We start from the raw sequence: 23,511 nt of genomic DNA on the forward strand, positions 1-23,511 counted from the left end.
GCGCGGCGCATGCTTATGGTGAATTAGCGTGGTGTGCCACCTATATTCGTCGTGGCGCTGGAATCGCATAGAATGATGACAACAGGGCGTTCGCCAAACGCGAAGGTCGTTCAACCTCCGGTCCACGTCGACGATGATCAACGATGAAGCAGACACCGGCTCTGTCCGGCAGGAACTCGAAGCGCTGCAGGCGAGGTCGCCGCTTTTCAGCCGGCCCGGCTTCCTGATCCGCCGCATGCATCAGATTCATGGATCGCTCTTCGCCGAAGAGACGAGCGCTTTCAATATCACACCGGTTCAATACAGTTTGCTTACGACGCTCGATTCACTCGGCGAAATCGACCAGAACACGCTGGCGATCGAAGTCGGACTGGAGCGTTCAAGCGTCGCGGAAGTGATCCCGCGTCTGGAGTCGCGCGGGCTGATCGCGAGAAATCAGGCATCGCACGACAAGCGCGTGAAGCTCGTCAAGCTCACGCGGCAGGGCAAGCGGCTCGTCACGAAGATGGGGCCCGCGGTGCAGCGCGCACACGAGCGGACCGTCGAACACCTCCCGCCCATGGAGCGCGATTTCTTCATGCTGCAATTGATTCGCCTCGTCGAGGCGAACAACGACAACAGCATCGTGCCGTTCCGTTTGCCTCCGTCGGAGTAGCGTGCGCTGGCGCAGCGAAAGAGCGCCTCACGGCGCGACGGGTTACGCGTTCGCCTGTTCGCGGATGAGTTCGATCAGCGCGCGAAGGCCTGCCGGTATGTGCCGGCGGCCGGGATAGTAGAGGCACAGGCCGTCGAAGGGCGGCGTCCAGTCTTCGAGCATGCGCACGAGCGTGCCGGCGGCCAGATCGTCCCTGACCTGCCACTCCGTCAGATAGGTGATGCCGGCGCCCGAGCGCGCGGCGTCGAGCATCAGCCCGGCTTCGTCGAGCGTCAGCGCGCCGTCGACGGCGACCGTCATCGTTTCGCCATGACGCTCGAATTCCCAGTGGTAGATCATGCCGCTCGCCATGCGAGTGCGGATGCACCGGTGCGACGCGAGGTCCGCCGGCGTGCGCGGCGCAGGATGCCCGGCGAGATACGCCGGGCTCGCGACCACCGCGAAACGCTGCGAGCGGCCGAAGGGCACGGCGATCATGTCGCGCGGCACGGTCTCGGCAAGGCGGATGCCCGCATCGAAACCTTCGACGACGATATCGATGAGCCGCCCTTCCGTGACGACGTCGAGCTTCATCTCGGGGTAGCGCTGCAGGAACGCCATGAAGAGCGGCATCGCCTGCCGCGCGCCGCCGATCGAGGTATTGATGCGCAACGTGCCCGAGGGCGTATCGCGGAAACTGCCTGCCTGCTCGATCGCCACGCGGATTGCCGACAGCGCGGGCGCGATGCTGTCGACGAACTGACTGCCAGCTTCCGAAAGCGATACGCTGCGCGTCGTGCGGTTGAAGAGGCGCACGCCGATTCGCGCTTCCAGTGCCGCAATCGAGTGGCTCAGCGCCGAGGTCGAGATGCCGAGTTCGGTTGCCGCCGCGCGGAAACTGCGATGGCGCGCCACCGCGAGGACCGCTTCCAGTTCGCCAAGCCCGGAGGTGTTCATTGTCCCAGATTGCTCAACGTGTCATGCCGGATTATATGGCTAGTCAGGCCAATGCGAGCGGGCTATCTTCCCTGGGATTCAGACAGCTCGCGGGAGCAGGCATGCAGCATATCGACAGGATCTATATCGACGGCGCCTTCGTCACACCGCATGGCGAAGAGTGGTTCGATCTCTACAATCCCGCTTCGGCGGAAGTCATCGGCAAGGTCAGGCTCGCGGATGAAACGGATGCCCGGCATGCGATCGCGGCGGCGAAGCGGGCGTTTGCCCTCTATTCGCGCACGAGCAAGGAGGAGCGCCTCGCGATCCTGCAGCGGATGCACGACGCCGTCGAGGCACGCGAGGACGCGCTTTTCGATGCGATCATCGAAGAATACGGCGCGCCGGTTTCGCGCGCGCGTTTCATGGTGAAGCACGCCACCAGCGTCATTCAGGAAGCGGCAAAGGTGCTGCGGGATTACGATTTCACGCGCCGGGCGGGCGCGGCGGAAGTGGTGATGCAGCCGCTCGGCGTGGCCGGCCTCATCACGCCATGGAACAGCAACGCGGGCTTCATCTGCGGCAAGCTTGCCGCCGCGCTGGCGGCGGGCTGCACGGCCGTGATCAAGCCGAGCGAGATGAGCGCGATGCAGACCCGGATCGTGACCGAAGCGCTGCACGAAGCCCGGGTGCCCGCGGGCGTCATCAATATCGTCACCGGCCGGGGGGAAACCGTCGGCGCCGAGATCAGCACGCATCCGGACGTCGCGAAGATTTCGTTCACGGGCTCGACCGTCGTCGGCAAGACGATCCTGCGCGCGGGCGCGGAGACGCTCAAGCGCGTGACGCTGGAACTGGGCGGCAAGTCGCCCATGATCGTTCTCGATGACGCGGATTTCGCGCAGGCCGTGCCGCTCGCCATTCAGGCCGGCTTCATGAACAGCGGACAGGCCTGCATCGCGGGCACGCGCATTCTCGTGCCGCAGGCGCGCATGGCGGAGTTCGAGGAACTGGCCCGCGCGGAAGTTGCCGGCACGCGCGCCGGAGACCCGCGCGACCCGAAAACCGTCGTCGGGCCGATGGTCAGCCAGAAGCAGTGGGAGCGCGTGCAGCGCTACATCCGCATCGGCATCGACGAGGGCGCGCGGCTTCTCGCCGGCGGCGAGGGCCGCCCCGAGGGCATCGGGCGCGGCTGGTTCGTGCGGCCGACGCTCTTTGGCGGCGTCAGCAACGACATGACCATCGCGCGCGAGGAAATCTTCGGCCCGGTTCTGTCCATCATCGGCTACCGCGACATCGAAGAAGCCGTCGCCATCGCCAACGACACGAATTACGGCTTGCAGGCTTACGTGGTGTCCGCCGATCCTGCGCGGGCGCATGCGCTCGCGGCACGTATCGAGGCGGGCCGCGTGCTCGTCAACACGCTGGCGCACGAACCGGCCGCGCCGTTCGGCGGCTTCAAGCAGTCGGGGATTGGCCGCGAATCCGGCACGTTCGGACTGGAAGCGTTTCTGGAGCCGAAGTCGATTCTCGGTGTAGCCGCGTGACGTAGCCGCGTGATGCGACGTGTCCGCGCCGGCATTTGAGGCCCGGTCCGCATGCTGCTCGGCCGCACGGCGTTGCCGCCGTGCGGTAAAAGCGCGTGCATCGTCGTCATGCCGGACGCGGGCCGTCCGGCCTCAGTGCATTTGCGCTTCGACGCGCGCGATGAGCCGCCCGATCCAGCCGCGCACGACGCTGTTCGATCCGGCGACCGGCAGCGAGAGCGCCGTCAGCCGGTATACATCGTTGCGCGAGATTTTCGACGCCCGTGCCGGATCGAGCCACGCGTCGTTGCGCACGAGCAGCAGCAGCGTTTCGAGGCCGATGAGAATCGGCCACAGGCAGGCGAGCCGCAAGCGCACGCAGCGGCGCGGAATCGCGAGCGTATAGTCCGCCGCCTCGCGGTAATGGTCGAGCGTGCGCCGCACGAGATCGAACAGCAGCGGTTTCGCGTCGCGTGAAGCGCCCGGCTGGAGCAGGTCCTCCGCGCGCAGGCCGAGCGGCTCGAGCAGCGCGGCAGGCACATAGCAGCGGCCGATGCGCAAATCCTTGCCGCAGTCGCGCAGGATATTGGTCAGCTGCAACGCCTTTCCGAACCGCACGCCACGTTGCGGCATCCGCGCCAGGTCCCAGTGCTGCACTTCGGGTCGGTGCGCATGGGTGATCGTGGTCCAGAACTCGCCGACGCAACCCGCCACGAGATACGTGTAGTGATCGAGTTCATCGGCCGTATCGAGTGCGGCGAGGCGGCCCGAACGCTCGTCCGGGAACGTGCGCAGGTCGAATTCCATTCCCATCGTCAGCGTCGTCACGATGTGCCGGACGGCCGCGCGGTCGCCGTCATCCAGCGCGTCGAGGAGCGCGAGCATCGGCTTGATCGACGCGAGCAGCGCGTGTTCGTGCGAGTCCGCCTGCTGACCCGCGACGTCGGATTCGATGCGCGCGAGCCGCGATTGGTCTGCCACGCCGTTGACCTGCGCGCGCAGCGAAAGCAGCAGTTCGACCCGGTGCTCGGGCGGGATGACGGAGGTGTCCGCGATCGTGTCGGCGGCGCGGGCGAGCAGATACGCAAGTCCGATCGGTTCACGCAGACCCGCGGGCAGCACGCGCAGCGTCAGGTAGAACGAGCGGGAAACGTTTTTCAGCAGTTCGCCCAGCAGGAAGGCGCGTTGGGTGTCGGGCATGCTCGATTGCAGGATTGGCGTGATGGAAGCGGTGCTGCCGCGGTGACACATGGTCCGCTTCCCAGGGAAAGGACGGATTTTACCGGGTAACGGTATCGGCGCAGCCGTGGCGCCCGCGCAAACGCGTGCGCCGCGGGAACACACGCCGCGCCCGGCTGTTGTCAGAAGCGCAAGAAGGGACGCCGCACGCAGGCGTCGCGTTCACGCGAAGCGAACCGACGAAGGTGAAAGCATTGCCACGCACAGCGCGCGACATGACCCATTGACACCACGGGCGACGGCAGCGCCGCATCCGCGAGCACGCGCCGTGGCGCGGAACCGGGGCGCGAAGGGGCAATCAGGCGTCTCGTCAGCACGCCCGATCGTGCAAATCATCAAGCCGTTTGTGCTCCTCGATCTCTTCCGCCTGGAGCCGTCGGCGCCGATGCTGTTCAAGCTGCACCCGCATTCGGGTATCGCGCGCTCACCCTGCTGATCGGCGGCACGCTGCGCTTCGAGCCGATGATCGAGGCTTGATCCCTCCTGCCCGCGCGTTTTACAGATGCTTGTAGTAGAACGTCGTCGCGCAGAACGCGCCATCGGGCATCAGCGCGTATTTCGGCACCACCCCCGCGCGCTGCCAGCCGGTGCGCTCGTAGAGCCGCTCGGCGTCGCCGCCCGTCACGGTGTCCAGCACGAGCACGGTCTTGCCTTCCTCGCGGGCGATTTCGTCGATCGCATTCATCAGACGTTGGGCGATCCCGCGACGCCGTGCGCGGCGATGAACCAGCATCTTGGCGATATCGGCGCGATGCGGCTGGTTGTCGGGCTGCGACAGGACCATCTGCACGGTGCCGACGATCCGGCCTTCGCCGTCCTCGGCGATCACGAGCGCGCGTTCGCCGCGCGCGACGCCTTCGGCGACGCCGCGCCAGAACGCCACGGCCTTCTCGCGCGGCAGCGGCAGCATGAAGCTCACCGACGCGCCGCCTTCGACGCAGTCGACCAGCACTTCGGCGAGCGCTTCCATGCGCTCCGCGGCTTCGCCGGCGCTGATGCGCCGGACGTTCACGTCACCCGTCATTCGATCCTCCACAAGGGTTGTCTCCCGCCAGATTCGGTCAAAACGGCATCCGGCCGGGACTAGGGTTTACACCTATTTCGACAATAATCAATTGCTTTTTCGGCTCTTAATCTTGAGCAACGTCCTCCCTACACTGTCATCACTCGCTGCGAACAAGGGTCCGCAGCAAATAAACAAAATCTGGAGGTTAGTCATGAAATCGCTCATTCAAGCCGTTGCTCTTGCCGCTGTTCTCGCCGTTCCCGCCGTTTCGTTCGCCCAGTCGGACGCGCCGGTGACCCGCGCACAGGTGCGCGCCGAACTGGTACAACTGGAAAAGGCGGGTTACAACCCGGGCAATGCCGATAACTCGACCTATCCCGCCGACATCCAGGCTGCCGAATCCCGCGTCGCCGCGCAGAATGGCGCTGCGAGCGGCTACGGCGGCGTGACGGGCGGCGCGTCGGCATCGGGTGCGGCGGTGCGCGCGGCGTCGAACGACAACATGAAGTCGATCTACTTCGGCAACTAACCGGTACAGGTTCGGGCGGGCGGTCACGCAGTGCCGCCCGCTTTGCTGATCGGACGCGCAACGTTACCGCGCGTCAGATGCACACATACAGATCAGTACCTCCTCCAGCGGGCTTCGGTTTCGCTGGATTGCCCAGATCCTCCGGTCTGGGCCTTTTTCGTTGGGCGGCCGGCATGCGTGGCGCGAGTGCGGCGCTACAATTGGCGCTCATTTCCGCTTCTGGAGCGATGCCCGCCGCCGCCCCATCCGATTCCATCGCTGACGCGCTGCTCGAACAGCTGGCGCGTCCGATCGTGTTCGTCGATCTCGAGACCACCGGCGGCAACGCAACCACCGACCGCATCACCGAGATCGGCGTGGTCGAGGTGAGCCGCGCGGGCGTCGAGCGCTGGAGCGTGCTCGTCGATCCGCAGACGCCGGTGCCGCCGTTCATCGAGCGGCTGACAGGCATCGACGACGCCATGCTGCACGGGCAGCCGAGCTTCGCGTCACTTGCGCAGTCGCTGGCGGAGCGGCTCGACGGCAAGCTCTTCGTCGCGCACAACGCGCGATTCGATTACGGTTTCCTGAAGAACGAGTTCCGGCGCGCGGGCGTCGCGTTTCGCGCGGACGTGCTGTGTACCGTGCGGCTTTCCCGCGCGCTCTTTCCGTCGGTGCAGCGCCACGGGCTCGATGCGCTGATCGCGCGCTTCGGCCTCGCTCCCGAGGGCCGCCATCGCGCGCTCGCCGACGCCGACCTCCTGTGGCAGTTCTGGCAGAAGATCCACGAGGTGTATTCGCAGGAACTCGTCGACGCCGCGGTCAAGGCGCTGATCAGGCGCGCCAGCCTGCCCGCCGCGCTGCCGGAAAGCGCGCTCGACGCGCTGCCAGCAAGCCCCGGCGTCTATCTCTTCTACGGCGACGACGACCTGCCGCTCTACGTCGGCAAGAGCATCAACCTCCGGCAGCGCGTGATGTCGCACTTTTCCGGCGACCACCGGCTCGAGAAGGACCTGAGAATCTCGCAGACGATCCGGCGCATCGAATGCCGCGAGACACTCGGGGAACTCGGCGCGCTGCTGCTCGAAGCAAAACTCGTCAAGGACATGCAGCCGGTGCACAACCGCCTGCTGCGCCGCGCGGCGGGCGTTTGCGCATGGCAATGGCGCCCGGGTGCGCACGCGCCGGTGCTGATCCACGCGCACAGGCACGACTTCTCGCGCGAGGCGGGCCTCTTCGGCATCCATGCGTCGCGCGCGAAGGCGCATGCGCATCTGCGGCATCTGGCCGACGAGCACGGCCTGTGTCACGCGACACTCGGCCTCGAAAAAGTGCCGCCGGGCAACGTGCGAGGCTGCTTCGGCCATCAGGTCCGGCGCTGCAGGGGCGCGTGCGTGGGAGCGGAATCGCTTGCGGAGCACGGCGCGCGCGTGCGCGATGCGCTGGACGCATCGCGCGTCGTGCGCTGGCCGCATGCGGGACCGCTTGCGATCGCCGAGCGCGATCCGGAATCCGGGCGCGAGGTGTGGCATGTCGTCGACCGGTGGTGCTATCTGGGGTCGTGCGCGAGCGTCGGCGAAGTCGCGGCGCTGGTCGGCGCGTGCGGCGAAGCGCGACCGTTCGATCCCGATGTCTACGGCCTGCTCGCGAAGCGGCTCGTGGCGGGCGAGCTGGAGTGCGTCGCGAGCGATGCGCGCCCTGCGTTCACTCTCGTGCCGCAGGAGGCTCCCCGTGCAGCCGCGGCGGCGCGCATCACGCCGCCGCCAGGAACACGCGACAGCCGCCGCAAGCGTGCGCGCGAAAACCCGGCGCAACTGGCGCTCTCGTTCGCCTGAACGCAGTCAGCCGGCCTGCGGATGCCGCGCCTCGCGCTTCGGCCTGCCCGCGCGCTGCAGTTCGTTCGCGAACTGCACGATTAGGATGCCGTGCTTGCTGACGAGCCCCATCAACGTGACGAGCCCGACCTGCGTATCGATGTTGAGCGTCGAAAAGCCGATGTTGATGAAGACGAGCGCGCCGAAGAGCGCCATCGGCACGACATCAGGCGACGGAGCGCGTGCACATTCAGGCGGCTTGAATCCTCGCTGCGTCTTTCCTTTTGTTCCGGCCGATCATGGGATGGGAATCCGCGCATGGCCTGGCACGGTCGATCGCCGGATTCGCTTTTTCACCGCCGGTGCGGAGAACGGTTCAATGTCCCATTTTTGCTGAATGAAGGCGTCGAATTTCGAAACATCGAGTGAGTTTTACTGATTTTCACGCTAACGACACATCAGAGGAATGCAAATGAGCACACAAAATGTGCGGATATTGGGCTGAATCGGGGGATGTCGCTTTTTTCGCGCAAGTCATTCGGGAGAAATGCCGGTTGTGCCGGGCGCGCAATTCCCCTAGGCTCATTTTTGCTCGATCCCGGATTTTCAGATTTTATCCGGGGTTTATTCAGGGCTTTCGGACTGTTGTGCAACCCGCATAATCGGCACTGCGCCGCGCGCCGTCGCAGCGGATTAATGCGATTTTTTTCTATCTCGGACACGATTATGGCAACCGGTACGGTCAAGTGGTTCAACGATGCAAAGGGTTTCGGCTTCATTACTCCGGATGACGGCGGTGAAGACCTGTTCGCTCATTTCTCGGAAGTAAAAGCGGAAGGCTTCAAATCGCTGCAGGAAAATCAACGCGTGAGTTTTGACGTAAAACAAGGACCGAAGGGCAAACAGGCGTCCAATATTCAACCGCTGTAACGCCACCGTTCGGCGGCTTCTCGCCAAAAAAATGGTCCGCATGTGCGGACCATTTTTTTTGCTGTCGCATTTGCTGCGGTGCGCGTCAGCCCGTGCGCGTTATCGTGGCGTTATCGTGTGCCGCCGAGCAACCCGCGAGACGCGAGATTGCGATACAGCTCGCGCACCCCGAAAGTCCACGGCGTGATTTCCGTCGACAGGCGCACCGTGTTGACGAGCGCGCCGAGGCTCGGCGTGGCGATCGTTACCGTATCGCCGAGATGATGGGTGAATCCGCCGCCGGGCGTGTCGCGGTCCTTGATCGGCGAGAACATCGTGCCGAGGAAAAGCATGAAGCCGTCGGGATATTGATGGTGCGGGCCGAACGTCTGCGTGACGAGGTCCGCCGGATCGCGGCTGATCTCGCTCATGTGGCTCACGCCGTCCAGTTCGAAGCCGTCGTCCGGGCCTTCGATGCGCAGTGATACGCTCGCCGTGCGAATCGTGTCGAGCGTGAACTTCGCGTCGAAGAGCCGCACGAACGGGCCGATCGCGCACGATCCGTTGTTGTCCTTCGCCTTGCCGAGCAGCAACGCCGAGCGGCCTTCGATGTCGCGCAGGTTCACGTCGTTGCCGAGCGTCGCGCCGACCGTCTCGCCGCGGCTGTTCACGGCAAGCACGATCTCGGGCTCGGGGTTGTTCCATTTCGAAGTAGGGTACAGCCCGACGTCCGCGCCGAACCCGACCGACGACATCGGCTGCGACTTCGAGAACACTTCGGCGTCGGGGCCGATGCCCACCTCCATGTACTGCGACCACGCTCCGCGCCGCTCGAGTTCCGCCTTCAGCCGCATCGCGGCGTCGGAGCCCGGCTCGATCCTGGACAGATCCGCGCCGATCAGCTGATTGATGGTCGCGCGGATCTCCAGCGCCTTGCTCGCATCGCCGCCCGCGTGCTCCTCGATGACGCGCTCGAGCAGGCTCACCGCGAAGGTCACGCCGCACGCCTTGATGGCCTGCACGTCGCACGGTGCGAGCAGCGTCGCAACCGCCGCGCCGCCCGCGCCTTCGATGCTGGCACGCATCAGGTCCTCGACCGTGCCCATCGGCTCGCCTGCCTTGCGCGCGATGTCGAGGCGATCGGCGTGGTCGAACAGATCGGCGGTGGTCGGCGCCGACGCGGTGATGTCGAACACCTTCCCGTCACGCACGGCGATCACGGAAGGTCCCGGCGTCGGGCCGTTGCGCCATGCGCGGCCGATCAGAACGGCGTCGGCGAGATCGTCGGGAAGGAACTGCGAGACGGTGGGCTGAGGCATGGGTCTTTCGATGGTTGCAGGAAGTCCGGCCATCGTATTGCCGGCCGCCGGCAGTGTCCAGAATCTTGCCATTTTGTCCAACAGGTTGGATGATGGGTGCATTCGAGCTTGTGTGAATCGCCATGGAAAAAGACTACGAAGTGCCCGCGCTGAAACGCGCCGACGACATCCTGAGCGTGCTCGGCGAATCCCGGCTGCCGGTGCGCGCGAGCGCGCTGCTTGCGGCCACGGGCCTCTCGCGCAGCACGCTGTATCTGCTGCTCGACTCGCTCGAGCGCCGCCGGTGGATCGAGAAGGTCAGCGACGGCTATGTGATCGGCGTGAGGCTCTTCGAACTGGGCAGCGGCTTTTTGCGTCACGACGCGTTGCAGGCTGCGTTTCGCGTCGAGGCGGCGGAGTTCGTCGGTGCTCACAACGAGGTCGTCCAGCTTGCAGTGCTCGACGGCACCGAAGTGGTGTACATCGCGCGGGAAGATTCGCATCGCCCGGTGCGGCTCGTCTCGGATCTCGGCTCGCGGCTCCCGGCGCACTGCTGCGCGCTTGGCAAGGCGCTGCTCGCGAGCCTCTCCGACGATGCACTGCTCGCCGTTCTACCCGATCGGCTTCAGGCGGTCACGCCGCGCACCGTTACGCGCCGCGCGAGGCTGTTGCGTGAACTCGCCGCCGTGCGCGAGGCGGGCCTCGCGGGTGAATCGGAAGAAGCGGCGGCGGGGCTTGCCTGCTTCGCCGCGTATGTGGGCGAGACGGCGCTCGGCAACCGCGTGGCGGTGAGCACCAGCGTGCCGCTCAGCCGCATCGACGCGCGCCGCGAAAAAAAGATCAGCGTCGACATGATGCGCATGGCGCGGCGCATCGGCGCGCGCCTGGCGGGCATGGGGCAAAGCAGCGTATAGCGCGGGGCCGTGATGCGCCCCGGCCGGAACCTGCACGCGATGGCGGGCCTCAGCGGCCATGTCCGCCCCCGCCCCCGCCGTGGCCGCCCCCTCGCCCGAAGCTGCCGCCGTGTCCGAAGCCTCCATGACCGTGACCGAAGCCGCCGCCGTAGTAGTGGCCTCGTCCGTGAAAGTAACGGGTATGACAGCAACCGCCGCCGCCCCAGAAGCCGATGCTTCCGTAGATCGGCGCATAGCCGGGATAGTAGTCGTACGGGTAAGCGGCATCGTACGTATCGGCGTATCCGTAGCCGGGATATCCGTAACCTGGCGCGACCGCGCATCCCGCAAGCGTTGCCGCAACCCCGAGCATTCCAATGATCCTGAGCACGACCGTCTCCTTAAAGGAGGTCAGAAATAAAATCAGGGTGCTAAGTTCAAGGGCAAATGTGTCGGTCGTTTACAACATGCCTGGCCGGCAAGAATGCGGTGAAATACGCGCGCTGGTGTCGCGAATGTCGAGCGCGTGCGGCGCCCGGTACGGGCGCGTGAAAAGAGCGGCGGCAAAGGGCAGGCTCGACACGTTGCGCCGTTCTCGCGGCCCGCCCGACGCAGCGAACCGGATCCCCTGCTCAGGCGAGCGATCCGTGCTCCGCGACGCGCGACGCCAGCATGACCCGGAGCCGTTCCATCAATGCGTCCGAGGCGGCTGCGATCGGCATGCGCGTCTCGCCGTCGATGTGCCCGCTGATCGAGAGCGCGGCCTTGACCGCCGACGGGTTCGGCGCGGAAAACAGCAGCCGGATGGCCGGCAGGAGTGTTTCGAAGCGCGCCCGCGCATCGGCCGTCCTGCCCTCGGAGAAGATCGCCTGAATCTCCGCGAAGTCGTCGGCGAAGAGATGCGCACTCGCCAGAATACCGCCCACGCCGCCCGCTTCCAGGCAGTCGACGAACGCTTCGTCGGTGCCGCACAGCACGCTGATCGGCAGCGCGCTGAATGCCTTGAACGTCTGCGGAACGCACGCCTTGATCGCCACGATGTTGCTGCATTCGACGAGGCGCTTCGCCGTGTCGGGCGCGATCGCCACGCCGCTGCGATGCGGCACGTCGTAGAGCACGATCGGGCGGTCGGTGGCGCGGGCGATTTCCTCGAAGTGCCACTGAATCCCGCGCTGGTCCGGACAGATATACGCGGGCGCGGGCACGAGGTAGCCGCCGATATCGCGATGATCGAACTGCTGGACGTCGCGCACCATCTCGCCCGTGTTCATCCCGCCGACGCCGACCACGACCGGCAAGCGCGTGCCCACGACTTCGAGCAGCGCCTGCAACACGGTTGTCCGTTCGTGATGGTCGAGCAGTGCCGCCTCGCCGGTCGTGCCGAGCGCGATGAAGCCGCTGACCTCCGTGGTGAGATAGTGATCGGCGAGATGCTGAAGCGCGTTCACGTCGACGCGCCCGTTGCGAAACGGCGTGACGATCGGCAGCCAGATTGCTGAGTACATGTGCGCTCCTCAGTGCTGGCGGCGTTCGAATACGCGCGGCCGGATCTCTTCGATCACGGCTTCGGGAAACACCTGCCGCAGCGTGCGCAGGGCGAAGTCCAGATCCTCGGTGGCCACGTCGATTTCCAGGCGCAGCTCGTCGCGGGCGCGCGACGCGTGACTGACATACACGCCGAGCGGCGAGAAAAAGAGCCGCCTGATGCGCTCGCGCGAGCGCTCGTCTTCTTCGCCGCGGATCGCGGCCGAGACGAGCATGCGCTCCGGTGACATGGCATGCGGCGCTTCGCGCGGCACGAGAGGGATGCCGGCCCCGACCAGGCCGTCTTGTGCAAGAGAGGACTTCATATGGCGATGCACTCGTGTTGTCTGCATGACATCCAGCTTACGCATCCGCTCGTAAACGCCGAGTTAAAAATCACCGCTTCGCCGTAACAAATGCGGTCTCTCTCAGGCTTTTGCGCAACGGCTCACGGTACCTCGTGCATCGTCACGCGCATTACGACGCGTACGCGTCCCGCTCGAGAAGCTCGTCGAGCTGGCCTGCCGTTTCGAGCGCGTGCAGGTCGTCGAAGCCGCCGATATGCGTTTGCCCGATAAAGATCTGCGGCACCGTGCGGCGTCCCGTTCGCTCGGCGAGCGCGGCGGCCGCGGCCTTGTCGCCTTCGATGCTGATTTCCGTGAAGGCGACGCCCTTGCGGCGCAGCAGGGCTTTCGCCGCGATGCAGTAGGGGCACGCCGGCGTGGTGTGGATCGTGACTTTGGACATGGCATTTACCTCTTTTACGGGTTGTGTTGCGAGCGGTCCGCCCGCACGGGTGCGCACGGACCATCGGTGGCTTGCAGTGTCACCGCAGCCGGGCGGCGGCATCGCGCAATGCCGTGCGCAGCCCTTCCTCGATGACCGGGTGATAGAACGGCATGTCGAGCATCGCGTCGACGGTGAGGTTCATCTGAAGCGCCCACGCGAGCAGATGCGCGATGTGCTCGGCATCCGGCCCGATCCATTCGGCGCCGAGAAAGCGCCGGCTCGTCCGGTCGACGTACACGTGCATCAGGCCTTCGTTGCGCAGCATGACGCGGCTGCGTCCCTGATCCTCGAAGCTCACCTCGCCGGTGACGAACGTGTTCGCCGCGAGATCCGCGTGCCGGGCGCCGACCATCGCGATGCCGGGGTCGGTGAACGCGATCGCGAGCGGCGCGCGGCGCCTGAGCGGCGCGACATCGGGAAAGCGCGCGGCGTTCGTGCCTGCGGCGCGGCCTTCGTCGGCGGCTTCGTGCAGCAGCGGCAGGATGCCGTTGGCGTCGCCCGCGATGAAAACCGGATACGCGCCCGCCTGCAGTGTGGCGGGGTCGTACACGGGTACACCGCGTTCATCGAGCGCAAGCGACGTGTGGTTGAGCCCGAGGCCCGCAACGTTCGGCTTGCGGCCGGTCGCAACGAGCACGTAGTCGAACGTGTCGTCGATCAGCGCGCCCGTGTCCGACCGATAGCGCAGATGCACGCTGTTTCCTTCGCGGGTCGCGGCCTCCACCGTTGCGCGCGGCTCGAAGTGCAGCGCATGCGCAAAAGTCTTTTCCGCGTAGCCGCGGATCGCCGGATCGGTCAGCGGACCGACGCGTCCACGCGCGCCGAGCACGCTCACGCGCACGCCGAGCCTCGAAAGCGCCTGCCCGAGTTCCAGCCCGATGACGCCCGCGCCGATCACCGCGACGCTGCGCGGCAGGTCGGACCACGCGAACACGTCGTCGTTGACGATGGCCCGGTCGCCGAGCGCGCGGTACATGTCGGGCATGTCCGGCGTCGAGCCGGTCGCGATCACGATGCTGCGCGCATGCACTTTCGTGTGATCGCCCACTTGCAGCAGGCCGTCGTCGATGAAGCGCGCGTGGCCGACGAGACGGTCCTCCGCCGGCAGCGCCTCCACGCCTTCCACCACGAAGCCGACGAAGCGGTCGCGCTCGCCTTTCACGCGCTGCATCACCTCGCGGCCGTCCACGCGGATCGCGCCGTCGACATGGACGCCGAACGGCGCCGTGCGCGCCGCGTCGTGCGCCGCTTCCGCCGCTGCGATGAGAAGCTTGGACGGCATGCAGCCCACGCGGGCACAGGTCGTTCCGTAGTGACCGCCTTCGATCAGGATGGTCGAGGCGCCCGCCGCCTTCGCGGCGCGGTATGCCGTCATGCCCGCGCTTCCGGCGCCGATGACGGCGACGTCGGTATGAAGTGTTTTCATGGCATGTCCGATGATGTTTGCTGGTCGCACTGCTGGCGCCGCGAGACGCGATGCCAGTGCCGTATTGCCGTGCCGGGTAGAATTCATTCGCCCGGCTTGACGTCACTGTATGGCGGCGCGCTGCCGGTGCTAATTCTCAAAACACGCAAAATCATGCTCAAGCGGCTCATATGGATTTGCTAAGTCGACTTCTTTCGCTCATGTCGGTCAGCGGGCGGCTGGACGTGCGGTGCCACTTCGGCGCGCCGTGGGCGCTGACCGAAAGCCGGGCGGGCGTGCGCGAAATCCCGTACCACGTGCTGATGTCGGGAAGCGCGGTCATCGAGGATGGCAACGGGCCGCCGCAGGCGCTCGTGGCGGGCGATATCGTCGTGTTTCCGGGCGGCAGCGCGCACCGCATACACGACGGCAGCGGGCAGGCGCCCGTGCCCGGCGTGAAGCGGCAAAGCCTGTCGCTTGCGGTGTCGGAGAACGAGGGGCCGGGCGAGGGCGCCGATATTCTGTGCGGCCGGTTCCTGCTCGGCGCGGTGCCGGACCGCATGCTGCGCGATCACCTGCCGGGGCGGCTCGTCGTGCACACTGCCGCGAGCGCCAACGGCCATGAAAACGGGACCGGCAACGGATCGGCGCCGAGTTCGAGCGGCTCGCGCCTGCGACGGCTCATCGAACTGATGCGGGAAGAAGCCGTCGACGAAGGGCCCGGCAGCGAGTCGCTCGTGAGCCACCTCTCCGGGGCCCTCTTCGCGCTCACGCTGCGCTTCGCGAGCGAAGGCACGCAGGCGCCGCTCGGCCTGCTCGCGCTCGCCGGCCGGCCGCGCCTGCAGGCGGCGATTTCCGTGATGTTTGACAAGCCGGGCGAGGCCTGGACGCTCGATCAGTTCGCGGCGCTATGCAACATGTCGCGGGCCACTTTCGTCCGACAATTCCAGGAAGCGATCGGCCGCTCGGCCACCGACGTGCTCACCGAAGTGCGTATGACGATTGCCGGCCGCGCGCTGCTGGAGACGCATGCGCCGGTGGCGGATATCGGTGAATCGGTGGGATATCAGTCGGACGCTGCGTTTCAGCGCGTGTTCAAGCGCCATATCGGCGTGACGCCCGCGCGGTGGCGCGCCTCGGGCGGACATCAGCGCATGGATGCGGACGCGGCTGTGTCCGAAGCCTGAGAGGTTTCCGCGCTCGTTTTACCCAGCGTATTGCGGCGGATTTGGATCCGCTGTTGCAAGAGTCTGTTGCCGTGACCGGCATTGATGCATGCGTTCAGGCTTCCTACTATCGTCAAGACACGCGCTGCTCATTTACGGGGCGCAATGGTTCTGGCTTCGATGCGTAGGGGAAGACCATGCTGAAGATGTCGCTCGAAATGCTTGCGACGGGCGGATTCGTCGCGATTTATTTTTTGCCCGCGATTCTCGCCGACCGGACGAAACGCCGCTCGGTACTGCTGCTCGCGCTGTTCAATCTGTTGCTCGGCTGGACCGTGGTCGGCTGGCTTGCCGCGCTCTACTGGGCGTTCCATCCGGACAGCGCGAGAAAGCTCGGCCGCATTGTGAGGAACAATCAGCGGCTCTCCGCGCAGCGCACGATAAACGCGATCGTGGCGCGCGCACACGAGCGCGCCGCACGCGGCGGACGCTTTGACCTCGCGCATGGTTCCGAGGGCAACAGGAAGTCCTAGCGCGTCAGGCCGGCTTTCGTCAGGGCGGGCGGGGCGAGGTGTTGGTGCACGGTGACGCGAACGTCCCCGCGCGCATGGCGGCTACCCGCGCGCGTCATTGCTTGACCTTGCCGGTCTCCGCTCCCCCCGACGCCCCTTGCGGCGACATTGCGCTTTCGCGCTTCTGCATCAGCGAGCCCTGCGCGCCCGTCTTGCCATCTTCCGTGCCAGCTGCGTGTCCCATCGCCTGACCGGCGCTGCCTGGCTGTACGCCCTTGCCCGCCTGCTGTCCGGCTTGTTGTCCGCCTGTCTGCTGTCCACTCGTGCTGTTCGTCTGCGCAAGCGCGGATGTGCCCGTCATGGCCACACCCGCCACTAGCGTGAGCGAGCACAGCACCGTCGTTAGCCGTTTCATCGTCGTCTCCTGTTCCGGCAGCGCTCGAATCGCTGCGTCGGCACTGGATGAGCAGCACGCGCCGTGCCCAGCTGTAGGCTTCCGGTAAGCCTCGGCGTCCGACTAGAGCAAGAACGTACGCGTTCTGGTACAAATCGATACAAATGATCCCTGACGCCGGTGCAAGCGCGTCGTGCCTGTTGCTGCGTGCTTGCGCATCGAAAGCAGGCGGGCGGCGCTGCAAGGGGCAAAAAACAAAAACCGTACCCACAATTGGAGTTGCACATGACAACGACGCTCAACGTCAATGGTCAGGACCATACGGTCGATGCTCCCCCGGACATGCCCCTGCTATGGGTGCTGCGCGACCTCGTCGGCCTGACGGGAACCAAATTCGGCTGCGGCATTGCGCAGTGCGGCGCGTGCACGGTCCACCTCGACGGCGAGGCGGTGCGCTCGTGCGTCCTGCCGGTCGCCGCGGTGCAGAGCCGCAAGGTGACGACCATCGAAGCGGTGGGCAGCACGCCCGCGGGCAAGAAGATTCAGGACGCGTGGAAGGCGCTCGACGTCGTGCAGTGCGGCTATTGCCAGTCGGGCCAGGTGATGTCCGCGGCGTCGCTGATCGCGGCCAATCCGAACCCGAGCGACGCCGACATCGACGCCGCGATGGACGGCAACATCTGCCGCTGCGGCACGTACAACCGGATTCGCGCGGCGATCAAGCACGCCGCGAAGGGAGCCTGACATGTCGCAAGGGCTACTCGATGCGCAGAACGGGCACCCGGACAAGCGCGGCGTCACCCGGCGCACGTTCCTCAAGTTCGGCTTCACGGTGGGCGCGGCGGCGGGCGGCGGGCTGATGCTCGGCTTCAGCTTTCCCGCGGCCGGCGAAGGGCAGGGCGCGCCGGGCACTCAAGGCGCGCGATCGGTGATCGGCGGCGACGGTATCGAAACGCCGCAGGACGGCGTGTTCGCGCCGAACGCGTTCGTGCAGATCGACCGCGCGGGCAAGGTGACGCTCGTGATTCCCAAGGTCGAGATGGGGCAGGGCGTCTACACGTCGATACCGATGCTGATCGCGGAAGAACTCGAAGTGCCGATCGAGAGTGTCGTGATCGACCATGCGCCGCCCGATGCGAAGCTCTTCACGGACCCGCTGCTCGGCGGCCAGCTGACGGGCGGCTCGACCTCGATCCGTTACGCATGGGAGCCGATGCGCAAGGCGGGCGCCGCGGCTCGCGTGCTGCTCGTGTCGGCGGCGGCAGGGCAGTGGCAGGTCGACCCGGCGAGCTGCCGCGCGGAGGGCGGCAAGGTCGTGCATGCGGCGAGCAGCCGCTCGATCGGCTACGGCGAGCTCGTCGATGCCGCCGCGAAGCTGCCTGCGCCGCAGAACGTGCCGCTCAAGGACCCGAAGGACTTCAGGCTGATCGGCACGGCGGTGAAGCGCCTCGACTCGCCGGAGAAGATCGACGGCGCCGCGATGTACGGCCTCGACGTGCGCGTGCCCGGCATGAAGTACGCGGTGATCGTGAACTGCCCGGTGTTCGGCGGCACGGTCGCGCGCGTGGACGACACCAACGCGAAGAAGATCCCGGGCGTGCGCCAGGTCGTGAAGGCCGACAACGCAGTGGCGGTGGTCGGCGATCACACGTGGGCCGCGAAGCGCGGCGCGTCGGCGCTCGTGATCGAATGGAACGAGGGCAAGGGTGCGACCTTGCAGATGCAGCAGCTCGTCGACGACCTCGCGAACGCCTCGAAGCGCGACGGCGCGGTCGCGCGCAAGGACGGCGACATCGACAAGGGCTTCAGGGATGCGAAGACGCGCGTCGATGCCGTCTATCAGCAGCCGTTCCTCGCGCACGCGACGATGGAGCCGGTCAACTGCACGGTGCACGTGCGCGCGGACGGCTGCGACGTCTGGGTCGGCACGCAGGTGCCCACGCGCGCGGTCGATACCGCCGCGAAGGTCACGGGCCTTCCCGCCGACAAGATCGTGATCCACAACCACCTGCTCGGCGGCGGCTTTGGCCGCCGGCTGGAGACGGACTTCATCGAGCAGGCGGTGAAGATCGGCAAGCAGGTGGACGGCCCCGTGAAGGTCGTCTACATGCGCGACGAGGACATCCAGCACGACATGTTCCGTCCGTACTACTACGACGTGATTTCGGCCGGGCTCGATGCGAACGGCAAGCCGGTGGCGTGGAAGCATCGCATCGTCGGGTCGTCGATCCTGGCGCGCTTCGCGCCGCCCGCGATCAAGGACGGCGTCGATCCCGACGCGGTCGAGGTCGCGGCCGATCTTCCGTACGACCTTCCAAACCAGCTCGTCGATTACGTGCGGCAGGAGCCGCGCGACATCCCCACCGCGTTCTGGCGCGGCGTCGGTCCGACGCGCGGGACGTTCGTCGTGGAGAGCTTCATCGACGAACTCGCGGTGCAGGCGAAAGCCGACCCGGTGCAGTATCGCCGCGACCTGCTCGCGAAGACGCCGCGTGCGCGCAACGTGCTCGATGTCGCGGCGCACGCCGCCGCCTGGGGCAAGACGGTGCCGAAGGGGCAGGGGCGCGGCGTATCGGTGATGCACGCGTTCGGCAGCTTCTTCGCGATGGTGGCGGACGTCACGGTCGCGAACGGCGAGGTCGCGGTGAACCGCGTGGTGTGCGCGGTGGATTGCGGCATGGTGGTCAATCCCGACACGGTCGAGGCGCAGATCCAGGGCGGCGTGATCTTCGCCATCACGGCGGTGCTTCACGGCGAGATCACGATCAAGGACGGCCGTGTCGAGCAGACCAACTTCACCGACTACCCCGTGCTGCGGCTCTCCCAGACACCGCCGATCGAGGTGCATATCGTGAAGAGCACGGAGGCGCCGGGCGGCATCGGCGAACCGGGCACGGCCGCGCTCATGCCCGCGCTCGCCAATGCGATCTACGCGGCGACCGGCAAGCGTCTGCGGCAGCTACCGGTGGGTCGTCAACTGCAAACCGCGTGAGGAGAAGCGTCATGACGAAAAGACTCGTTGCGGCCATCGCGCTCGCTGTGCCCCTTGCGTGGTCGGGGCTCGCGCACGCCGCCGCGGATGACGACGCGCTCGTCGCACGCGGTGCCTATCTTTCAAAGGCCGGCGATTGCGCCGCGTGTCACTCGGCGCCGAAGGGCAAGCCTTTCGCGGGCGGCCTTCCGATGACCACGCCGATGGGCCGCATCTATACGACCAACATCACGCCGGACCCGGACACGGGCATCGGCACGTGGAGCGAGGCGGACTTCGAGCGGGCGCTCAGGCAGGGCGTCGCGAAGGACGGGCACAACCTCTATCCGGCGATGCCGTATCCGTCGTACGCGAAGGTGCGCGACGACGACGTGAAGGCGCTCTATGCGTATTTCATGAAGGGCGTGGCACCGGTCAGGCAGGCCAACCGCGCCGCCGATATTCCCTTCCCGATGAACATGCGCTGGCCGCTGAAGATCTGGAACGCGGTCTTCCTCGAGAAGGGCGTGTACCAGGACAGGAGCGGCAAGGACGTCGCGTGGAATCGCGGCGCCTACCTCATCCAGGGCCTCGGGCACTGCGGCTCGTGCCACACGCCGCGCGGCGTCGCGTTCCAGGAGAAAGCGCTCGACGAAACCGGCGGCGCCTATCTGACGGGCGCGCTGCTCGACGGCTGGTTCGCATCGAACCTGACGGGCGAGCACAACGTCGGGCTCGGCCGATGGTCCGAAGCTCAGGTCGCGGAGTTCCTGAAGACCGGGGCCAACGCGCATGCATCGGCGTTCGGTTCGATGACGGACGTGATCAACAACAGCACGCAGGCGATGAACGGCGAGGACATCACCGCGATGGCACGCTACCTGAAGTCACTGCCCGCCGCCGGCGGCACGAACGCGCCGCGCTATGCCTATGATCCGAACGTGACGAAGGTGTCGCTTGCGCGCCCCGCGAGCGATGCCGGAGCCAAGGTCTACACCGCGTACTGCATGCACTGCCATGGCGTGGACGGCAAGGGCTATGCGCCGTTGCTCGCGCCGCTCGCGGGCAATCCGAACGTGATGGAGAAGGACCCGTCGTCGCTCATCAACGTGACGCTCAATGGCGCGCACGTCCTCGTGATTCAGGGCATCCCCGCCGCGTATCCGATGCCGAAATACGCTCCGGTGCTGAACGACCAGCAGATCGCCGACGTGCTCACGTTCATCCGTGCAGGGTGGAACAACGGCGCGCCTGCGGTGGCCGCGACCGAGGTCGCCAAGCTGCGCAAGTCGACTCAGGCGGCAGACTGAGCACGGTCAGCGGCTCATGACTGACTGCGCCCGGTGCGACGATCGTCGCACCGGGCGCAGTCGCATTCACGCACACGCTTACTGCGTGACTTCGGCCGTCTGCGTCGAGCGGGCGCCATCGCCTTGCGCGGCCTTTGCCCACACGGCGTCTTCCTGGCCTTTCGCCTGTTCGGCGGCCACTGTGAGCGCGCTCACGCCACGCTGCGACGCGGGCGCGCCTTCGGACGCGCTGTAGTACGGGGCGGGTCCGTAGCCGCTCGCGAACGCGGGTGCTGCGAGAACCGATGCTGCCGCAACGAGGACGGCCGTCAGATAACGCTTGCTCATGATCGTGCTCCTGATAGGGTTTAATAATCACTTCATCAGCCTCGCTCCGCTGTCTGTCGCGATCGACCTAACGAAATGTGAGCCCAGTGTACGTAGGGAGCGCGAAGTTTTAATCCCCCCAAAAGCGCATATTGTTTTCGGGGGATCCGAACAATCCGGGCATCCGAATAGTTCGGTAACCGTTCCATTCGTATCCGCTCGTATCGGTGCATTGTGCGAAGCCCGCTTCGCGCGCTAGCCTTCGCGAGCTTCGCCATGAGCGGTGAGATGATCGAGCAATGCCTTCTCGGACCGTTGCAACTGGTCGGCGGCGCGCACGCACAGCACGAGCCGGCGCTTCGCCCAGCGATCGGTCAGCGAGACGGTGCGGATGCCGAGCGCGCCCTTGTAGCGCTTTGCCGCCGTGAGGGGCACGATGCCGACGCCCGCACCGTATTCGGCCATGCAGCAGATGCCGTCGAAGGTACGCACGCGCGCGCGGAAGTCGAGCGTCAGGCCGGCGAGCACGGCCTGCTCGTTCAGATACTCCTGCATCGGGCTGCCGTCGGAGAGCCCGATGAAGTTGCGTTCGTTCACATCCTGAAGCGCGATGCGCCGCTCTCCGGCGAGCGGATGATCGCGGCTCACCACGAGAACGAACTGGTCCATGGCAAACGGAAAAGTCTGCAGCGCGCCGTGATCGACGGCATCCGTCGCAATTCCGATCGGCGCCGTTCCCGCGAGCACCGCCTTGACGGTCTGCGTGCTCAGGCGCTCCTTCAGATCGATATGCACGTTCGGATGGTCGCGCAGGAACGGGGCGAGGGCGCGCGGGAGAAATTCGGTGATGGCTGCCGTATTCGCCCACAGCCGGATACGGGTCTTGCGCCGCTCCGAATGTTCGCCCAGTTCCCCCTGCATGCGATCGATCTGTCCGAGCACGAGGCGCGCATGGTGGGCGAGCGTGTCGCCCGCGGGCGTGGACTCGACGCCGCGCCGGCCCCGCGCGAGGAGCGGCATGCCGATCGCTTCCTCCATGCCGCGAAGACGCGCGCTCGCGGACGGCAGCGACATGTTCGCCTTTGCCGCTCCATGCGTGATGCTGCCGGTCTCGATGATGAACGTGAAGAGGCGAAGGTCGGTCAGGTCGAAGCGCATGAGCGGGGCTTTCCGTATTGGTCTGGGTATCGGGTATGCGAGCCTTAGGCAAACCCGAAGGCTCGGTAAGTTTATTCCGCATTGTGGCGCGTGCATATTCGCGGAAGAATGGGCACGTCCTTTCCTGCATCCGAGACCGATGACTTACCCTGCCGCATTCCGGATAGCGATCGTTTCGCTCACCTTTCTCCTTGCCGGCACCGTGAAAGGCGTGACGGGCATGGGCTTGCCGACGGTCGCGATGGGCGTGCTCGGCGCCTTCATGCTGCCCGCCGAAGCGGCGGCGTTGCTCATCCTGCCGTCCTTCATCACGAATGCATGGCAACTGCTTGCGGGCCCCCGCCTGCTCGTGCTGTTCAGACGGTTCTGGCCGATGATAGCGGGCATCGCGTGCGGCACGATGCTTGCCGCGTCGTTGATGACCGGCAGCAAGACGCACTGGGCCGTGCTCGGACTGGGAACGGTGCTCACGCTCTACGCCGCATCGGGGCTGCTTGCCTGGCGCTTCACGGTGCCCGCGCGGCATGAGCACCGCCTGTCGCCGCTCATCGGTGTCGTGACCGGCCTGATCACCGGCGGAACCGGCGTTGCCGTCGTGCCTGCCGCGCCCTATCTTCAGTCGCTCGATCTGAAGAAGGAAGATCTCGTGCAGGCCCTCGGCATGTCGTTCACCGTGTCGACGATCGCGCTTGCCACCGGCCTCGCACACGCGGGCGCATTTGCGATCGGCGACGTGCGCGATTCCCTGCTCGCGGTCGTTCCCGCACTTGCGGGCATGTGGATCGGCCAACGCATACGTGGGCGCATCAGTCCCGCGAGCTTTCGCCGCTGGTTCTTCTTGTGCCTGCTCGCGCTCGGTCTTCAACTGATTGTGCGCCAGATCGTTTGAGCATCCTCATCGACGTACGGGAGGACAGACCATGACCTGCATTCTCGAAACGCTCGGCGCGCTGGCGGTGCTGGCGAGCATCGTGGCCAGAATAAGCGTGCTTCGACGCGCAGGTTCCGGGAAGCGGCGGCGTTAGTCCAGGCGGTCCACCACTCCTTCATTCGACGCGACGCGCATCGCGCGGTCGCGAAAAATCCTCTCGCCAGCCCTTCCATCGCGCGTCGCGCGCAAGGGATGCCCCGGTCATACATCCGTATGACCGGGGCCCGCGAATCGCGGTCTGCAAGCGGATTCGCGCGTCGTTCTCGTCAAACTGCTCCGAAA

General features: G+C 66.1%; 24 protein-coding genes and 1 pseudogene. 12 read left to right on the plus strand and 13 right to left on the minus strand.

From position 1 onward, the window contains the following. Positions 1–133 precede the first annotated feature (133 nt). On the plus strand, positions 134–655 hold the full coding sequence (locus tag BG61_RS14695; RefSeq protein ID WP_035935613.1) for a MarR family winged helix-turn-helix transcriptional regulator: 522 nt from the start codon (positions 134–136) through the stop codon (positions 653–655). Positions 656–697: 42 nt separating this feature from the next. On the opposite strand, the gene BG61_RS14700 is transcribed toward BG61_RS14695, so the two are convergent. Next, entirely contained in the window at positions 698–1,591 is an 894-nt protein-coding gene (locus BG61_RS14700) for a LysR family transcriptional regulator (protein WP_035935610.1), read from the minus strand. A 101-nt stretch (positions 1,592–1,692) separates the two neighbouring features. Here BG61_RS14700 and BG61_RS14705 point away from each other — a divergent pair, with 101 nt between their 5' ends. After that, positions 1,693–3,117: an aldehyde dehydrogenase family protein gene (locus tag BG61_RS14705; protein WP_035935608.1), complete on the plus strand. Its 1,425-nt coding sequence runs from the start codon at positions 1,693–1,695 to the stop codon at positions 3,115–3,117. 132 nt (positions 3,118–3,249) lie between these two features. Here BG61_RS14705 and BG61_RS14710 read toward each other — a convergent pair whose 3' ends face one another. Both BG61_RS14710 and BG61_RS14715 read right to left on the minus strand, forming a co-directional pair. Then, positions 3,250–4,296 carry a phytoene/squalene synthase family protein gene (locus BG61_RS14710; protein WP_035935606.1) on the minus strand — a complete coding sequence of 349 codons (1,047 nt, stop codon included), beginning with the start codon at positions 4,294–4,296 and terminating at the stop codon, positions 3,250–3,252. Between the two features lie 535 nt (positions 4,297–4,831). Further along, a complete protein-coding gene (locus tag BG61_RS14715) occupies positions 4,832–5,359 on the minus strand; it encodes a GNAT family N-acetyltransferase (RefSeq protein WP_035935602.1) in 528 nt (175 codons plus the stop codon). A gap of 193 nt (positions 5,360–5,552) precedes the next feature. Between BG61_RS14715 and BG61_RS14720 the strand changes: the two genes are divergently transcribed. Continuing rightward, positions 5,553–5,870, plus strand: a complete 318-nt coding sequence (locus BG61_RS14720; RefSeq protein WP_035935601.1) for a DUF4148 domain-containing protein — start codon at positions 5,553–5,555, stop codon at positions 5,868–5,870. A gap of 227 nt (positions 5,871–6,097) precedes the next feature. Next, a complete protein-coding gene (locus tag BG61_RS14725; RefSeq protein WP_035935599.1) occupies positions 6,098–7,684 on the plus strand; it encodes a 3'-5' exonuclease family protein in 1,587 nt (528 codons plus the stop codon). 9 nt (positions 7,685–7,693) lie between these two features. Here the strand turns inward: BG61_RS14725 and BG61_RS14730 are convergent. Beyond that, positions 7,694–7,885, minus strand: a pseudogene (locus BG61_RS14730) (efflux RND transporter permease subunit); the annotation flags it as partial. Positions 7,886–8,389: 504 nt separating this feature from the next. Here BG61_RS14730 and BG61_RS14735 point away from each other — a divergent pair. Beyond that, positions 8,390–8,593 carry a cold-shock protein gene (locus BG61_RS14735; protein WP_035935594.1) on the plus strand — a complete coding sequence of 68 codons (204 nt, stop codon included), beginning with the start codon at positions 8,390–8,392 and terminating at the stop codon, positions 8,591–8,593. 110 nt (positions 8,594–8,703) lie between these two features. On the opposite strand, the gene BG61_RS14740 is transcribed toward BG61_RS14735, so the two are convergent. Continuing rightward, the gene (locus BG61_RS14740; RefSeq protein ID WP_035935590.1) at positions 8,704–9,891 is read right to left on the minus strand and encodes a fumarylacetoacetate hydrolase family protein; all 1,188 of its coding nucleotides are present in this window, start codon (positions 9,889–9,891) and stop codon (positions 8,704–8,706) included. A 122-nt stretch (positions 9,892–10,013) separates the two neighbouring features. Here BG61_RS14740 and BG61_RS14745 point away from each other — a divergent pair, with 122 nt between their 5' ends. Further along, positions 10,014–10,784, plus strand: a complete 771-nt coding sequence (locus BG61_RS14745; RefSeq protein ID WP_035935588.1) for an IclR family transcriptional regulator — start codon at positions 10,014–10,016, stop codon at positions 10,782–10,784. A gap of 49 nt (positions 10,785–10,833) precedes the next feature. On the opposite strand, the gene BG61_RS14750 is transcribed toward BG61_RS14745, so the two are convergent. The 5 genes from BG61_RS14750 to BG61_RS14770 form a co-directional block, all read right to left on the minus strand. After that, complete coding sequence (locus BG61_RS14750) at positions 10,834–11,154, minus strand: hypothetical protein (RefSeq protein WP_199242026.1); 321 nt, start codon at positions 11,152–11,154, stop codon at positions 10,834–10,836. Positions 11,155–11,395: 241 nt separating this feature from the next. Beyond that, a complete protein-coding gene (locus BG61_RS14755; RefSeq protein WP_035934196.1) occupies positions 11,396–12,268 on the minus strand; it encodes a 4-hydroxy-tetrahydrodipicolinate synthase family protein in 873 nt (290 codons plus the stop codon). A gap of 9 nt (positions 12,269–12,277) precedes the next feature. Then, positions 12,278–12,613, minus strand: a complete 336-nt coding sequence (locus BG61_RS14760; RefSeq protein ID WP_051672530.1) for a hypothetical protein — start codon at positions 12,611–12,613, stop codon at positions 12,278–12,280. Between the two features lie 151 nt (positions 12,614–12,764). Further along, positions 12,765–13,034 carry a glutaredoxin 3 gene (gene grxC, locus BG61_RS14765; RefSeq protein WP_035934195.1) on the minus strand — a complete coding sequence of 90 codons (270 nt, stop codon included), beginning with the start codon at positions 13,032–13,034 and terminating at the stop codon, positions 12,765–12,767. A gap of 79 nt (positions 13,035–13,113) precedes the next feature. Next, positions 13,114–14,502 (minus strand): dihydrolipoyl dehydrogenase, encoded by a 1,389-nt coding sequence (locus BG61_RS14770; protein WP_035934194.1) that lies wholly within the window; start codon positions 14,500–14,502, stop codon positions 13,114–13,116. 170 nt (positions 14,503–14,672) lie between these two features. Here BG61_RS14770 and BG61_RS14775 point away from each other — a divergent pair, with 170 nt between their 5' ends. Further along, a complete protein-coding gene (locus BG61_RS14775) occupies positions 14,673–15,668 on the plus strand; it encodes an AraC family transcriptional regulator (RefSeq protein ID WP_035934191.1) in 996 nt (331 codons plus the stop codon). A gap of 176 nt (positions 15,669–15,844) precedes the next feature. Beyond that, on the plus strand, positions 15,845–16,180 hold the full coding sequence (locus BG61_RS39255; RefSeq protein ID WP_051672531.1) for a superinfection immunity protein: 336 nt from the start codon (positions 15,845–15,847) through the stop codon (positions 16,178–16,180). A 94-nt stretch (positions 16,181–16,274) separates the two neighbouring features. Here the strand turns inward: BG61_RS39255 and BG61_RS14785 are convergent, their stop codons facing one another. Then, positions 16,275–16,574, minus strand: a complete 300-nt coding sequence (locus BG61_RS14785) for a hypothetical protein (RefSeq protein ID WP_051672532.1) — start codon at positions 16,572–16,574, stop codon at positions 16,275–16,277. A gap of 264 nt (positions 16,575–16,838) precedes the next feature. On the opposite strand from BG61_RS14785, the gene BG61_RS14790 reads away from it, so the two are divergent. The 3 genes from BG61_RS14790 to BG61_RS14800 are packed head-to-tail and all read left to right on the plus strand — an operon-like array spanning position 16,839 to position 20,834. Beyond that, positions 16,839–17,297, plus strand: coding sequence for a (2Fe-2S)-binding protein (locus tag BG61_RS14790; RefSeq protein WP_035934190.1), 459 nt, complete (start codon positions 16,839–16,841; stop codon positions 17,295–17,297). 1 nt (position 17,298) lies between these two features. Next, positions 17,299–19,545 carry a xanthine dehydrogenase family protein molybdopterin-binding subunit gene (locus BG61_RS14795; RefSeq protein WP_035934189.1) on the plus strand — a complete coding sequence of 749 codons (2,247 nt, stop codon included), beginning with the start codon at positions 17,299–17,301 and terminating at the stop codon, positions 19,543–19,545. 11 nt (positions 19,546–19,556) lie between these two features. Continuing rightward, a complete protein-coding gene (locus tag BG61_RS14800) occupies positions 19,557–20,834 on the plus strand; it encodes a cytochrome c (protein WP_035934187.1) in 1,278 nt (425 codons plus the stop codon). A 78-nt stretch (positions 20,835–20,912) separates the two neighbouring features. Here the strand turns inward: BG61_RS14800 and BG61_RS14805 are convergent, their stop codons facing one another. Both BG61_RS14805 and BG61_RS14810 read right to left on the minus strand, forming a co-directional pair. After that, on the minus strand, positions 20,913–21,161 hold the full coding sequence (locus BG61_RS14805) for a hypothetical protein (protein ID WP_035934185.1): 249 nt from the start codon (positions 21,159–21,161) through the stop codon (positions 20,913–20,915). 234 nt (positions 21,162–21,395) lie between these two features. Beyond that, a complete protein-coding gene (locus BG61_RS14810; RefSeq protein WP_035934183.1) occupies positions 21,396–22,298 on the minus strand; it encodes a LysR substrate-binding domain-containing protein in 903 nt (300 codons plus the stop codon). Between the two features lie 139 nt (positions 22,299–22,437). Here BG61_RS14810 and BG61_RS14815 point away from each other — a divergent pair, with 139 nt between their 5' ends. After that, a complete protein-coding gene (locus BG61_RS14815; protein WP_035934180.1) occupies positions 22,438–23,187 on the plus strand; it encodes a sulfite exporter TauE/SafE family protein in 750 nt (249 codons plus the stop codon). The last annotated feature ends 324 nt before the right edge of the window (positions 23,188–23,511 follow it).

The sequence above is a fragment of the Caballeronia glathei genome, from assembly GCF_000698595.1.
Taxonomy (GTDB): Bacteria; Pseudomonadota; Gammaproteobacteria; order Burkholderiales; family Burkholderiaceae; genus Caballeronia; species Caballeronia glathei.